12 protein-coding genes are annotated in these 14,644 nt (G+C 58.5%); 8 read left to right on the top strand and 4 right to left on the bottom strand.

Annotation, left to right across the window (positions count from 1 at the left end):
* The first annotated feature begins 14 nt into the window (after positions 1–14).
* From ISP20_RS16140 to ISP20_RS16130, 3 genes are all read left to right on the top strand, one after another.
* Positions 15–1,790 carry a hypothetical protein gene (locus ISP20_RS16140; RefSeq protein WP_204637131.1) on the top strand — a complete coding sequence of 592 codons (1,776 nt, stop codon included), beginning with the start codon at positions 15–17 and terminating at the stop codon, positions 1,788–1,790.
* Positions 1,777–2,730: a hypothetical protein gene (locus ISP20_RS16135; protein WP_204637130.1), complete on the top strand. Its 954-nt coding sequence runs from the start codon at positions 1,777–1,779 to the stop codon at positions 2,728–2,730. The genes ISP20_RS16140 and ISP20_RS16135 overlap by 14 nt, the downstream gene beginning before the upstream one ends.
* Positions 2,731–2,865: 135 nt before the next feature.
* The gene (locus ISP20_RS16130) at positions 2,866–3,870 is read left to right on the top strand and encodes a hypothetical protein (RefSeq protein WP_204637129.1); all 1,005 of its coding nucleotides are present in this window, start codon (positions 2,866–2,868) and stop codon (positions 3,868–3,870) included.
* A 292-nt stretch (positions 3,871–4,162) separates the two neighbouring features.
* On the opposite strand, the gene ISP20_RS16125 is transcribed toward ISP20_RS16130, so the two are convergent.
* Both ISP20_RS16125 and ISP20_RS16120 read right to left on the bottom strand, forming a co-directional pair.
* Positions 4,163–4,684, bottom strand: a complete 522-nt coding sequence (locus ISP20_RS16125; RefSeq protein ID WP_204637128.1) for an SRPBCC family protein — start codon at positions 4,682–4,684, stop codon at positions 4,163–4,165.
* Positions 4,674–5,018, bottom strand: a complete 345-nt coding sequence (locus tag ISP20_RS16120; protein ID WP_204637127.1) for an ArsR/SmtB family transcription factor — start codon at positions 5,016–5,018, stop codon at positions 4,674–4,676. Before ISP20_RS16120 ends, ISP20_RS16125 begins: the two co-directional genes overlap by 11 nt.
* A 255-nt stretch (positions 5,019–5,273) precedes the next feature.
* Between ISP20_RS16120 and ISP20_RS16115 the strand changes: the two genes are divergently transcribed.
* Complete coding sequence (locus tag ISP20_RS16115) at positions 5,274–6,143, top strand: hypothetical protein (RefSeq protein WP_204637126.1); 870 nt, start codon at positions 5,274–5,276, stop codon at positions 6,141–6,143.
* A 210-nt stretch (positions 6,144–6,353) separates the two neighbouring features.
* Here ISP20_RS16115 and ISP20_RS16110 read toward each other — a convergent pair whose 3' ends face one another.
* Together ISP20_RS16110 and ISP20_RS16105 are read right to left on the bottom strand one after the other, a co-directional pair.
* Positions 6,354–8,003 (bottom strand): alpha/beta hydrolase, encoded by a 1,650-nt coding sequence (locus ISP20_RS16110; RefSeq protein ID WP_425490840.1) that lies wholly within the window; start codon positions 8,001–8,003, stop codon positions 6,354–6,356.
* A gap of 578 nt (positions 8,004–8,581) precedes the next feature.
* Positions 8,582–9,499 (bottom strand): DUF1684 domain-containing protein, encoded by a 918-nt coding sequence (locus tag ISP20_RS16105; protein ID WP_204637125.1) that lies wholly within the window; start codon positions 9,497–9,499, stop codon positions 8,582–8,584.
* Positions 9,500–10,307: 808 nt separating this feature from the next.
* Between ISP20_RS16105 and ISP20_RS16100 the strand changes: the two genes are divergently transcribed.
* The 4 genes from ISP20_RS16100 (at position 10,308) to ISP20_RS16085 (ending at position 14,338) form a co-directional block, all read left to right on the top strand.
* Positions 10,308–10,748, top strand: coding sequence for a hypothetical protein (locus ISP20_RS16100; protein WP_204637124.1), 441 nt, complete (start codon positions 10,308–10,310; stop codon positions 10,746–10,748).
* A gap of 372 nt (positions 10,749–11,120) precedes the next feature.
* Positions 11,121–11,528: a GntR family transcriptional regulator gene (locus ISP20_RS16095; RefSeq protein ID WP_204637123.1), complete on the top strand. Its 408-nt coding sequence runs from the start codon at positions 11,121–11,123 to the stop codon at positions 11,526–11,528.
* A 14-nt stretch (positions 11,529–11,542) separates the two neighbouring features.
* Entirely contained in the window at positions 11,543–12,454 is a 912-nt protein-coding gene (locus ISP20_RS16090) for an ATP-binding cassette domain-containing protein (protein WP_204637122.1), read from the top strand.
* Between the two features lie 21 nt (positions 12,455–12,475).
* Positions 12,476–14,338, top strand: coding sequence for a hypothetical protein (locus tag ISP20_RS16085; RefSeq protein WP_204637121.1), 1,863 nt, complete (start codon positions 12,476–12,478; stop codon positions 14,336–14,338).
* Positions 14,339–14,644 lie beyond the last annotated feature (306 nt).

Raw genomic sequence — 14,644 nt, 5'->3', positions numbered from 1 at the left:
AAGGAGAAAGTGACGTGCTCGACTATCACGCCCATACTGCAGCATTGCGACAGATCCGCAGCGCCATCAAGGGTGGTTTCTCCAGTCAACCGACCATGCTTTCGGCGCTCGACACCCTCTGCCACGACGCAGATCTCAATGCCGATGCAGCCACCCTCGGTTGTATCGTCGATATTGTTGTTGATCACGCATCCTCCGATGGCCTCGAACTGAGTTTGCTCCAGCAGGCCGCCGACCTTTGGGCGCAAGGAAGGTCGCTTTACGATCAGCTTGCCAATGCCCGGTCGTCTTTGGAGCAGGCATTGTTGGATCCCGCGGCAACGGACGCGGTTCAGCTTGCCAATTCAGCGCTTTCAACGCTAATGGGTGTGCAGAATGCGGCGCTGTCTCTAAACGCCAATATGGCTTCACTCAAGTCGGCGGTTGATCCCCTCGCTCATATCAAGGCACATCCCCGACAGTCGGACGTACCAGAAGAGAACTGGGGCTGGCGGGATGTCTTTCTCGGGCGCCGCACGGATGCCTTTGTCGAATCGCTCTTTCGCCACGCGAAGACAAAGCGGGCAAGTGCGTTCGCATTTGGAGCGTTATCGAGCTACAGCGCGAACGTCGCCGGATCCGCCTATCTCGGATGCGTAGTTGGTGGTCCGCGACGACTGCATCGATTTCGAGATCGTTTGGCGCGCAACTCGGTAGGAGCCTGGCTGCATAGTCAGGCAGGCACGCCCAGCTGCACTTCGCTCGCCCGTGCTATTGCGTTTCGCCCGTTCGGTGTGGCCATTGGCTTTCCATCCGACATCCAGTCCACGCTCAAGGAAGCCATGAGTGACGCATGGCCAAACCGCACGGGCCCGGATTGGGATCTCGGCCTCTCGCGAACCGTTCGTCATCTTCAACTGCTCGACCAGTTCCAGCGACCTGATATTCCAAGCCCACCGCCGCCTAGCCTGATCTCCGCCTGTAGCGGCATGGAATCGCTCAACGTCATGAACGAGCAGGATCCCAATTTTCCGACGGTGGGCGTGGACACCGACGGTAATGTCAGCGGGAGCATTGGCCAGCCCGATGGTGGAAGTTCACAACCCAAGAGTGGCAGCGCCTGCCTGGCGGTGATCCTTGTCCTGATCACGGTTGGCATTGCGCTGCTCATTTACTGCATCGGTCAGTGGTCGGAAGGTAAGAAGTGCAAGCCCGGGGATTTCTTTGACAGTCTGCAAGGATCGGACGCACCGGATCCTCGCGATCCAACGAATGTGAGCCAGCAACAATTGAGTGCGCTCGCAGACCCCAGTGCAGCCTGCCATATCGTCAACGAATTGTTTTCACTCCAGATGATGATCTGGCAAGGCTTTGACACTGCCGCCGGTTACCTTGGCGTATCGGGACTAATCTACCCCGATGAATTCATGATCGCATCGCCGCTCTATCAGCAATTCTTGAAGACACCGCCGCGCTTAACATGGCCGCTTCGTGAAGATTCGAATGCGGCAACCGATTTTCAGTTTGATCCGCCCACGAGCGCCGAGCAGCCAGCCGCTGCAAACTCGCCTTTCCCGTCGCATGAAAACCCGATGGCATTCGCCGGGCCATGGTCGCCACAACAGAGCCATGGCCCGACGCCCATCGCGCAGCAGATTTTCCGCGTCGTTCAAACGGGATCGCGCGACCACGTCAATCGTGATCTCGACGCCGATCGAGGCTACCTCCATCCGTGTTGGGCAATCGAAGCAGGACATTCGATTCATGATGCGACTCTTGCCGTTGAGGTGCTTTCCTATGACGCTGATTAATGCAACCTTCGTGGAGACCGCCGCGCGATTGATGGCTAGGACGAGCCGAAACACCCAGGACGATCACGACCGTAATGTGGACGCCGGCACTTATCTGGTTATCCCTTACTTTCCCAATGATGTGGGTCGGCCCGCCAATGAGCGCCCGTTAGGTCCTGGCGTGGTGAGTTGGCTGTGCCCTTCCATCGTCGTCAATGACGTGCCAGGCGAGAACAACTTCAAGCGTGGCGAAGAGACCCGCGTCACTGTCGACATCGGCAACTACGGCGCGGGAACACTGACCGCGCCGGTTTACCTGAAAGTGTGGTGGTCCGATCCAAGCGCGGGATTCACCACCCTCAACTTGTTCGGCCAAACGACCTTGGCCATACCGAACGGAACCGTGCGACGTTCAATGGAGCTGGTCGGAGTGATTCCCACATCCGCACCCGCGCATGTCTGCCTGCTGGCGCAGGTCTGGAGCCCGCTCGATGTTGGCGGCTCGCCTCTGCCCGACCCAATGAACGACCGGCACTGGGCACAACTGAATATCAATGACTTAAACGTAGATGCAGGACAGACGATCCAATTCATGTTCTGGGTCGGCAACCCCTCCACCCAGGCTGATGAGTGGGAAGTCAGCGTTGCCAATGTGAGCGAGGAAACCCACGAAGTGGTTCAGCGCATGAGAAGGTCAAGCCACACGCCAAGTGCAATCCATGAACTTCATCTTCACGACCCCCGCGATCTGGAAGCCGCCGTGGCTACGTTCCTCCGACCCCGGTCGACTGTGGTGCTGAAGCTCGCTGGTGGCGAGCGCCGTCCTCTCGTTCTCACCGGCAGGGCGCCGGATGCTTTTGCCAGAGGCTCAATGGCGATGTTGGAAATCACTTCGGCGCCAGCTCGCCGGGGGCAACCGCATACGGGTTCGATCGGTTTGATCATTCAGCCCCGGCATTGACCGGGCTCTATGGGCGCCGAACGGCTAGTGCTACGTTTTGTTGAGCAAAGTTGCCCAAACTTGACAGAATCTCGGGCCACGGTTGGGTTTCTACGATAAAGATGGCTCTCTGCAGCGGGTTGAGGCCATTGAGGAATGGTGTCTGAGGAATTGAGGAATGGTGTCAGGGACAATTTCAGTCAATTCGTGGAAATTGTCCCCGACACGTTTTCGACGGAACTTATGGACAAGCGAGCAAAGAAACTGGTCGTCGTGACGGCGGGTGTGGCTGCGGTCATTGCGGTCATTGCGGTCATTGGGTTGAGCTGGGGTGGCCGGTCTTCGTCAACTGATTCGTCCAGCGAAGGGTGGAATCACGACCAGCCGGCGACATCCGCCGTGGCCGTTTCATCTACGACGCCAGTGACAGTGGTTCGGCCGAATGTTGCATCCTCCGCCAGCGAAGGGGAAAAGCAGGCCGCGGCACTGTCTGTGGCATTTGAAGCCGCGAAGCGCTGTGCGGTGCTCGCACGGTCAATCGATGACATGCAGAGTCAGATCAGGGCCTGCGAGGCAGGCGCCTCTGATGCGAACTTCCACGCGTCGTGCAGCCGCAATACGCAAGGTTTCGCAGAGAAGGTCGAGAAGGCCAGCAGTGAAATGGCGGGATGCAACCACGCAGATCTGGAGCAATCCAAGGAGGCCTTCTTCCAGAGCACCGTAGCCGCAGCTAAAGCAGGAAGCCCCGACGCACAAATGTGTTACGTCGCTTCGGATTTTGACCTAAACAGGCCATGGACCCGCGAAGAAGTGGCGGCTTACAAGGCTGATGCAGGAGCTTACGCGAACGCTGCCATGAACAGAGGCGACTGGCGAATCGTCCAGGCCCTTATGACTTCGCCTCGGGTCCTCGGCCATATGAATGGACTTCTTGGACTCATCGACGATGGTAATCCCGTGACCATTTACAAGATGAACCGTCTAGCGCGTCTAGGGGCATCCGGAGCCTATGCCGCACGGCTGGATTCGATAGCGCTCGACCCCGACAGCCCTCTTCCTGCGCAAACGGTCACGGAAGCAGATACCTGGGCCAGAACGATGTACCAAGACCATTTTTCGCAGTCGCCTAAGCTAGAAAGTCAGCCGGAGACGTGCCATTGATGGCACGCCTTCGGGTCCATACACGCTATTCCTTCGCCCGAAATGATCAATGAAGGTTATGTTTGTCGTTCGGACTCGTATCTTCCCTAATGATCAAGTCGGATTTGTGCTGCCAGTATCCGCTCGCATGCCTGCAGTTCTGGATAGAACCCGCGATACACCTTGATCAAATCCACTTTCGATGACGCCAAGGCGATGGTCTCAGCATCAATCCAAAGGGCGTTTTTGAATACGGACTGCTCTCGCCTGTGCGCACGGCACAGTGACGTAGAGCAGCCTGGTGCCTTCTTGTCTATTGAACAAGCTCTGCGGTTTCGCCCAAGTCCAGCAATAGCTCATCGAGCCGTTCAAGGGTAGAAGCCAGGCCGTCCTTGAGTCCCATGCCGATAGCTTTCTGCACGTCGTCGGCCGAGTTGTACTGCACAACCGTAGTGACGAGGGTTCGCTCGCCGGCGTCAGTGAAAGCGACTTCCCAGCGTGACCTTGGCATGTCGGGGTTGACCTGGCCTGCTTCATCACAGAAACCGTCCAGGGCGGCGTAGTTGTCGATGGGGTTGATTGCCTGATAGTCCAGGCGATTCCAGAAAGTTTGACCGTCGGGGGTGATCATGGCGTAGTGCCAATGGCCGCCGACCTTGAACTCCATGCGCTTGGTCTGGGTCGTGAGCGGCTTGGGAGCGAACCATCTATCGAGCAACTCGCGTTTCGTATGGCAATCCCATACCAGCTGACGCCCTGCGGCAAATTCCCTTTTTACGACGATGCTGTTCTTTTCTTTGTCGACCGCAAAATCGAAATGAAGCTCAGCTTTCACGTTCTTCTCCATTGAGTGATTCCAAGAGACTGTCGAGGTTCTGGTACCGGCTCGCCCACAGGGAGCGCTGGTCCGCGAACCAGCGCTCAGCAGCTGCCAGGTTCTTTTGTTCGAGCGTGCATGTCCGTGTACGGCCGTGTTTTCTTGAGCGAATCAATCCAGTCTTTTCCAGCACCCCCAGGTGCTTCATGAAGGACGGCAACGCCATAGCGAACGGCTGGGCGAGCTCGCCTACCGTCGCCGGCCCCCTGCCGAGGCGTTGAACGACCGCTCTACGTGTCGGGTCGGCAAGCGCCTGAAAGACCGAATCCAACGCCGCTGAATTGTTAGCCATATGGATAACTATAGGTTGGCGAAAGTAGGTGCGCAAGGGCCGGGACCGGAGGTGGATAAATGGTCGAGCCCTGATCGGATGAGAGCTTCCAGTACGTGGCGCTCCTGGGCCAATATTGGCTGGGCGTGGGACGTCCGCTTTCGACCCGGTGCGGACAGCTCGAAATCTGGGTCAGCAAAGGAATGGCGCAACACCGGAATCTATCTGCAGGCTGGGTAGAGTTCGCTCGTCATCTCATACACAGGGGAAGAAATCATGTTGGCTCGACCGTCATTGCTGGTCGCGGTGCTTATGCTGGGCGGGTGTGCTGCCGCACCGAGTAGTCCTCCGTCGTCCAAGATAACAACGCCGGAATCCGTTTCCATCGCAGTCTCCGATGCGCTGCCTGCCTCAGGGTATTTGCCGGAGCAATCGGCCGTGGCACCCGGCACGAAGTATGTTGTGGTTCAAGCAAGCGGCGGCAGTCTTTTCCTCGGTCCTATTCTCGGTAGCGCAAACATCTCCTCCAAAACGAAGGCGATGGCCGAAGAGGTCAAGGGCACGGTCCTTTCCGTTGATCCCGAACCGGTAGCGCTGGACGCCATTCTTCATACTGGCCTGCCAGTAAACGAATCGTCCTCGACCTACACGGTTAAACCTTTTGTATTCATGCAGCACTGCGACGATGGCAAGTTTCGCCTGTCGCTGGTTTTTCATGTCCAAGGCAATGGCGCAGGCTCTTCATGGGTCGGGCGCTACATCTATGACCTGCCGACGGCGTATGACGATTCCCGCCTGAAATCCATGAGTCCAGCAGATCTGGCCAACTATCGTGCAGAGCTCTCCGCTGGCGCAGCGGCCTTGTCGGATCTGATGCAACGGGATCTGAAAGGCGAACTTCCCATGAAGGGCACGGCGGTCAACTTTGGATCGCTCTATATCATGGGGGTCAAGATGGGAGGCATGGGCATCTATACCCAGCCGCAAGAGATCCATTTTCGCGGACAGCTGATTGAAGAAACAGATTCTTATGTGACTGTTCGTCTAGATGGCCATATGCACAACACGCTCATGGGCGGTGGTTTGGCTTTCGGCGTGCATCGCACCAGTCGAAAGCTTGCACACACGCTTACGCCGGTAGGCTAAGTGGCGCAACCGAAGGTCGACTGGCTTGGTGGAGGGCGCGCTGACGTGGCGGGTCGAGGTGTTCCACACATCCAGCATTTTTCGAGGAAGAAGAAGGCCCGGTGGGCGGGCCTCCTTCATCTCCAGCTGGTTATATCCCTGGTCGTCTTGGTGGCATTTACTACCAATGACGATGGCTGACCGCTGAAGCAAAAGCGACAGCCGGCCTGCTCAGTGCAGAATCAATGGCGCCGGTGCCTTGGTGCCAGGACGCGCGATCGCGTACATCTGCCAGCTGATGTCCTTCAACAACGCGTAGCGATCGTCGCCCAGCGTGTAGAGATCGAAGTGGCCTTTGGCGGGCAAGAACCGGAAGTCCGACTTGGCGCCCAAGCCATCCAGTACCGCTTTCAACTTATGCGCGGGGCCCTCCAGATAGGCGCTATCGACGCTGCCCACATAGAGGTGGATCTTGCCGTCCAAATCGCCTTTGAGCTGCGGCCATTGCTGCTGCAAGCGATAGGCGATGTCGTAATGGTCATGCCAGTAGCTCATCACCTTGGGATCGATCGCGCCGGTGTCGCGATCGAACATCGGCATCGGCCGACCGTCCTTGCCGCGCGGCGAGAACACCCATTCGAACGAGGACATCTGGCCGCCGTACTCGCCGGCGACCCGCTCCTGCTTGGAAAACTCTTCAAGCGTGGCGATCACCTTGCCCTGGTCACGAAGAAACGGCCGCTGCTTGCCCTGCGCATCGCGATAGAGGTTGGCGTTTGGCGCGTACAGATCCACGCCAACAAAATCGTGGAAATCGCTGGGGTCTGGCGAGGTCGACCAGGTGCCGCCGAAGATAGACGGGTAGGTGGTCTGCAGCCACAGCGTGGCCCAGCCGCCGGACGAATGGCCGTTGAGGAAACGGCCGTTCGGCGTGGCGTCCATGTGGTATTTCGCCTCCAGCGCAGGGATCAGTTCGGCGGTGAGCGCCTGCCCCCAGGGGCCGTTGTTGACCGAGTCGGCGAACTCCACCGTGCCGGTGTAGCCGGACTCATCCAGGAACACCCAGATCATCGGCGGCATCTCGCCCTTGCTCATTGCCGCATAGACACTGGCCAGCACGGGAACCATGCGGTCGTTGTTGCCACCGTAACCATGCGTGTAATACACCGTCGGATAGCGCGTGGCGGCATGGGCATCGTAACCCGGCGGCAACAGCACGCGGCCACGCATGGCGATCGGGTGGCCCCAGAAAGCACTCAGCGCCGGGCTGGTGAAGTCGATCGCCTGCGTATGCGCGCGCGCTTGCGGCAGCAGTTGGCGCACCGCAGCCGGTGTCTGGGCCGACAGCATCCACGGATCGCTCGTTGGCAAGGCACGCGTGAGCTTCAATACCGGCGCTGAAGTGGCGGGCAGATGCACCGGCACCACCTCGCTGACCAGATCGCCGGGGACACGACCGTCGACCACGTTGTAGCCGTGATCCACATCGAGCACCGCCTGCATCAAGTAGTCGCCCGGCGGTAGCTTGGAAAAAGCCGCCGGAAATGCCAGTTGATCGGCGTCAAGCGTCACCGGCTGGCCTGGCTGCAGATGGGTCACCTCGCGCGCCGCTACCCAGGCCTGCCCGGGGTCAAACGGACTGGCGTCGACCATCTCGACCTTGCCGTTCTTGGCTGCCGCCTGCGCCGCCTTGGCGTCGCTGGCAAATAGCAGCAGGCGACCGCTGACCGGTTGCTGGGAGGCGCCGTCCAGTTCGATCTGGAACAGGCTCTGCGCTGGCGCGGACTGTTCGGCGCGCGCCAGCTCCGTCCAAGCCGTTCCAGCGCCAGTTACGCACACTGCCAGCAGTGCGGCGGCAATCTTCGTTCGATATTGACCCACAAACACTCCTAGGCGGCCATAAGCGCCGCCGGTAAAAACATCGTTGATCAAGGAAGCCAGTGCGAGCCGGCGTCTCAAGTATTTTTATTTGGCGTTGACTGCCGCCGATAGCGTCGGCCGCAAGTCCTGAATGTTTGCTTGCGTGAGCGTTGCAGTCATCGTCACGGCAATAGACAGCCCACCAACAGTCGGTCGTATGTATCCGCTCGTGATTTGTCTCCAATGAAGGCCAAATGGGGCGAAGGCTCTTTTCTACTTCGCTGGCAGCATTCACCCGGTTACGCACTTTTTGTCGACGGAAATGAGAGCTGCTCCAAACTCTTCGTGCGAGACGAGGCCGGAAATTTGCATCTCATGCAGCTACGGAGAGACTCGACCCGCGCCCCAGGGGCCGTATTGAATGGAGCCTCGCCAAGCAAATCCGTGTGTACTTGGCGAGGCGAGGGCATAGTGTCTATCCGATGCCTGTCTTTGCGCCTACGTGATTTTGCGGCCGCTGCACTCAACTCTTGAATAGCATCGTCAGCAGCGCTGAGCCAGACAGGGTTTGCGACGATAGTCCCGTAGACCAGTGCTGATCAGATATCTTCATGCACCTTCTGTTCGCCAGCGTTTATACGCAGAGTGAGACGATTTTCGGGTATCGCTATGGGGCAATTAGGGAAAGGTATGAACGCACAAGGAGGATTGACGGCCTTATTGAAATCCAAGACGATTTTTCCATCTTTGGCCGCAGGGGTCAGTAAGAAGCGGGCGCCACCATAGGTCTCTTTTCCTGAGGTGCGATCCGCAAAGACGAACAGTACCTCGTCATTCGACTCCATGTATGGCATGAGCTCGTAACGCTTTCCGTCTCGATAGAACACCGCCTTGCTCTTGATTTGGACCTTTTGTACGGAGCCTTGTATGTATGCAACCTCGACTTCACGCGGCTCTTTCAGCGGCTCCCAATCTGCCGTGATTTTCCAGCTTTGATCAATCGGGAAATACTTGAGGCCTTTGAAATTGACGAGTCGCGGGGCCTGGGTATCGGTAACCAAGAGCCGCTTTTCACCTTTGTGGTAATCGCCCTCGTAGGAATATATTTTCAATGTTTCGGTGTTGGCATGGATCGTGGAGGGTGTCTTGCTTCCTTCAACAGGATCCAGCAACAAGGTTCCGTCTGGGAAGAAGGCTAAGCCATTCACGTGAAATGGTTCGATGCTGCCTTTCCCTGAGGGCGAGTGGTCGATCGTGGCTTGGCTGCCATTAGCCAATGCCAGACTAATGGACCCATCGTCAGCATAGGTAAGGTTGCCGAGATGGGAGGGGCCCGATGGCAACACGATGTCCTCGTCCGCTGCAGATCCAAGGCGGCTGATTCCCTTTCGCAAAACTTCAGAGTTGGTGACACTGAGCCAGCTTTGAGGGGACTTCAGCTTTTCTATCCGCTGTTGCTGCCATTGCTGTATCTCAAGCTGATAGCTGTCGGCAGCAGCTCGTGCAACTTCACTCATTGCACAGGTTGATGCCAAAGCCACTAAACACGACGAAAACATACGCTTTAAGTTCACGAGCCCTTACCTTGCTTGATAGTGAAAACAGGGGCGTGTCAGCTAGTCCTTCAACCTCCACGAACAAGCGCAGCCGCCATCGCGGCCTGCCTTATGGCGTAAACCCGATGTAGGCCGAAGAAAGTTGCGCCCCTCGTTGCTCACGTCATAAGAACGATTAGTTCGTCCTTGGAGGCGGTTGGTTACCCGCGTAGGCTCGGCGTCCTTAGTCATCGTTCATTTTGCTGGTGCCAGAGCCGAGATTCTTGCCTCTGGCTTTCTGAAGAGGGATCGCCACAGTGTCCGCTTCGGCCAGCGACTTCAGACGGTCAATGCAACACATCGCGAACCCTGCCGGGCTAGATGACAAGGAGGGGCAATGTCGAGGTCGGTCGAAGAGGCCCGGCGCCACTCTCACGCAGCTGCAAACGGTCCGTTTCTAAACCTGGAAAGTCTCGAAGCGCTGCCCGAATTCATCGGGCGCCGAGGAGGCAACGACGCTCAAGGCACGTATGAGTTGGGAACGTGCCGGCGTGACGATCCAGTGTTGGACCGGGGGACCCCGAGCATGAACTGCTTGGAAAGCCGGGCCTTCCGTAAAACTACGGTTTGCTGAAGCGCGCCTTTGCGGGACGATGTGCCGTCGCGGTCGTATGGGCGCGCGGAGTTTCGATGATCTTCATCGCGTTCGTCGTCATAAGGACTTGGGTGTCACTTCATCCAACATGCGGTTGATAGCTGGAACTCTCACCCTCAGTCACGGAGGCATCCTATGAAAGGTCGACACCTCGTTCAGACGTCCTTGGTGCTGTGCGCGCTGACCCTCTCGCAGATCGTCAGTGCCGCTGATCTGGAATGCACCATGCGGTTCAGCCTGTCCGGCTGGTCAGTGATCTACAAGCACACGAGCGGCAAAGGTGTGGTTACTTGCAAAGACGGTCAAACCATGAAGGTCAAGATCGAAAGTCATGGTGGTGGACTGACGGCGGGTAAATCGCGCATCGATAATGGCATCGGCAATTTCAGCGACATCATCAAGATAACCGACGTGCTCGGCACTTACGCACAGGCGGACGCCAGTGCAGGTGCCGTGAAATCCGGTACGGCGCAGGTGCTCACCAAGGGCCAGGTCTCCCTTGCGCTATCAGGTGCGGGCCAAGGCATCGATCTCGGCGTAAGCATCGGTGGCATGACGATTTCGGAAGACAAGTAGAGTTGAAGCCTTTCTCGAAATGAAGCTCCAAAAGCGACGATAAGAGACAGGCAACCTCCTGCATGGCGAGGTTGCTCCCACTCTGCCGGGAGCATCCCTCGCGCCACCGCGTGCGAAAAGTCAGGGGCGGCGGGATGCGCCCACGATGGTTCCGTTCGGGTCCATGGAAAGGCAACTTCCTCGCTGCCATTCTCATGGCGCACCAGGTACTCGTCCCATCTCTGGGGCGTGACTCCAATTAACTCGTGCGATGTGACTGGACCCAGCTTGGGTGCCAGGCGGGCATCGTGCGCTGAACCCGCCAAAACGCATATTGACTCGTTCACTGAGTTGACTGTACTAATACGCGCAGTACAGTGGTGGATGAGGGTTATGACCAAGAAGCAAGGGTTGGCGATCAGCATTGCCACCGGCGACAGCCGGTCGATCAGCAAGCAGATCGTGGATGCGATTCGCATCAAGGTGGCCAAAGGAGAGCTTGATTCAGGCGCGCAGCTGCCGAGCGTGCGCGGACTGGCCATGCAGCTCTCGATCAATCCGAACACCGTGGCCAAAGCCTATGCGGAGTTGACAGCCGAAGGCTGGCTACAGGCGCGTCAGGGTTTGGGCCTGTATGTGGCCGAGGCGCGCGCGAGGCTCTCCACCGAGGAACGAGACCACCGTTTGAACGAGGCGGTGAATCGCTTTGTCAATGAAGTCGTGGCGCTCGGGGTAAGCCACGACGCCGCGCTGACGCGGTTGGACCAGGCCCTGCGTCACGTCATGCGCCGGTCGGCGTAAGCAAGGAGGCTTGCGTGAAAACATCAACACCCATCATTCATACCCAGGGCCTTGCCATGCAGTTCGCCGGCAAGGCGGCGATCAATCATCTGGACCTGACGCTTGAACCCGGGATTACGCATGCCATCGTGGGTGCGAACGGCGCGGGCAAGTCCACGCTGTTTCGCATACTGCTTGGTTTCATGCAGCCCAGTGCCGGACAGGCTTGGATTCTCGGCTGCGCCAGCCATGCACTGACGCCGGAAGTGCGCGGCCGCATTGGCTTCGTCAACGAAGAACACACCTTGCCCTCGTGGATGCGCGTCGAGCAGTTGGTGGCCCTGCAGCGCAGTCTGTATCCACGTTGGCGTCAACCGTTGTATGACGAAATCATCGGCCACTTCGACGTCGGGCCGCGGCAGCAGATCGCTGAACTCTCTCGCGGCGAACGCGCCGGCGTGAATCTCGCGTTGAGCGTGGCACAGGCACCGGAGCTCTTGATTCTCGACGAGCCGACGCTGGGTCTGGATGTGGTGGCCAAGCGTGCCTTCATCGAGGCGTTGCTCTACACGGCGGAGGAAGAGGCGCGCTCGCTGATCTATTGCTCCCATCAGATGGATGAAATAGAGCGGGTCGCCGATAACTTGATCATTCTGGAGCGGGGCACATTGCGTCACGTTTCGCCGCCGGACGAGTTTACCGACGGTATTCGCTACTGGATCGCCGAGATGCCGTTCCGCGGGCCTGATCCGCATAGCGTGCCCGGCCTGCTTGAAGTGCAACGCATCGATGGCCTGCATCATTACCTGGTGCTCGATACCGACGATAGCTTTGGCGACTTTCTCAAGCAGCACGGTGCGCGCTCCATGCACAGCATGCCGGTAAGTCTCGATCGCGCCATCAACGGTTTTCTCGCCAAGGGCCATCGAGTGCCTGTGGCAGCCTGACATTTCGAGGAATTCTTTGCCATGTGGTTATTGTTCAAGGCTGAACTTCGCCGCTTCCGCACCCCGGGCGTACTGACCCTGCTCGCGCATCTGGTTGTGCTGGGTTTCTTATCGCGGACCAGCGATCTAGCCCAGCAACCCCTGCTTTACTACCGTACTTTCGCGGCGTGCTACGTGTTGGTCGGCGTTCTATTGGGTGCCTATCAAACGTTCACCTATGCGCGTCCCGCAGCTTGGATACAGCTGATCCATCGGCCCCTGTCTCCCGCGCGTATCGGCTCGGCGTTGCTGGCCGCCGGCGCGGTCTGGCTCGTGCTCACGGTCGCTTTGCCGCTGTTGTTGATCGCAGCCTGGCAGAGTGAGTTCACCGCGCGTGTGGTGGATCTTCGTCACTGGATGATGGCGCTGCCTGCACTCAATTGCGCGTTGATTGGCTACGCCGCAGCTGCCTATGCGGTGTTGGCCAATCGCCGCATCGGTTTTGGCGTACTCATATTCTTCCTGTTGATCACGGTGGCGCGTGCGCAGTCGTTTGATGCCCTGTTGCTGCAATGGCTGGTGCTTGGCTATCTGGGTGTTCTGCTGTGGCTGGTGTTTCAGCCTGCTCACGCGGCCGTGCCCGCATCCCCCTGGCGACTGGCGACAATGCTCGCGCCAACCGTGTTCGTGCTCTACGTGTTAATACTCAGCACCGCGCGTTTCGGCATGCAGTGCACCTGGATCATGCTTGGTGACGCGCCGGCTACCGCAACCGTGCCGCCTGCGAACTCCGTACAAGAAAGTCTCCGCTCCACCGACAAGGACCTGATGCTCGCGGGTTTGGCGGCGAGCCATGATCCCTCTGCTGGACGTTGGGCCAGCGAGCTGCGCGCGCAGGAAAAGCTCGAGAGATACGGCCCTTTTTTCACGGAACTGCCCCGTCGGCAAGCCTTCGCAAACGTGCTGACGTTGAGCTTCAATGATGCAGCCAATGACACTTTGTGGACCTTCAGTCACGACCATATGCGGTTTGAGGGCCGCGGGCTTGCCGATGATCGAAGCCCCCGCGGTTCGCTGGCGCCGCCCCAAGCCAGCGCTTTTGCAAGCCCTACGATGCCTATCGCCGGCGTGCTTGGCCTCGACCATCTTGATAGCGTTGTGATGCTGGGCGAGCGCGAGGCATGGGTCTATGAACCTCGTTCGCGGGTGGTGCGGCCGTTGCTTGCGCTGAGCGGCAGTGAAGTCTTTGCCTCCCCGCCGATGCGCGTGGGTAATCATCTGGCCGCACTCAGCGATCAGGCTCTGTATGTCGGTAACGAACTGACGTTTCCCGAGCACGGCAGCGCGCGCATCTCGCTGGGTGGTCCCATTGACGTGCTATCTCGTGTGGCTCTGGCTGACGTGGACGACGGCTACCTCGTCTCATTGACGTTCCTGCGCAACTTTCGTCAGGAGTCTTTTTCGCGCGTTCAACGCGTGCTGCATGTCGATAGCGATGGTCGTTCGCGGATCGTGGCGACACGCCTTCTGGCACAGGATTATCCGGCCTGGTTTCGTTTTGCGGATTGGTGGATGTCGCCGCTGCTGGACCGTGTGGCGATCACATTGAAGGGGCTGTTCGCTGCTCAGCCTGGGCTTGAGCCGCCAGAACGGGAACTGCCTCCTGCCGATATGGTCTCGCTGGCTGCCGTATGCGCCGCGTTGTCGATGTTCGCGACCGCGATCCGCTCGTCGCAACGGCGTTTGTCGCCGAAAGTCACGCTGTCGTGGATGCTGGTCAACGCGCTGCTCGGCCCGGCGGGAGTCGCAGCGTTCTACTTGGCGGGCGGGCCTTCGGTTGCACGCCGTTCGATCGTCCGGACAGGGCAAGCCGCGTGGCACGACGGGGCATGCGGCACGTCGTAAATTCGTCCTTTGGCCATGTCTATTTTCGACGGCGGAATCCGCAACCTCTGGCGGACATCGAAGCAGTATCTTGCGTAGCCAGAAATCGTCCATCGCTGGGCGAAACAGGACCTCGCAAAGCTCTGGTTCGGAGCTGGGTGTCCACGAGTAACTTTACTCGCGGGGCATCAAAAGCGGCAGTCTGACGGAAGCCGCGCGTACCCCACAAAAGAAAACGAAAAGCCTGCTGTTCTACGATCACGGCCGTTTGGTTTGAGTAACCACCTGCGTGGATCCCTACTCAGACGACATGATCGAAGAGCCGCC

Origin of the sequence: Dyella kyungheensis, assembly GCF_016905005.1 — a bacterium.
In the GTDB taxonomy this organism is placed as follows: domain Bacteria; phylum Pseudomonadota; class Gammaproteobacteria; order Xanthomonadales; family Rhodanobacteraceae; genus Dyella; species Dyella kyungheensis.
This window is presented reverse-complemented; position numbering and strand designations above follow the sequence as displayed.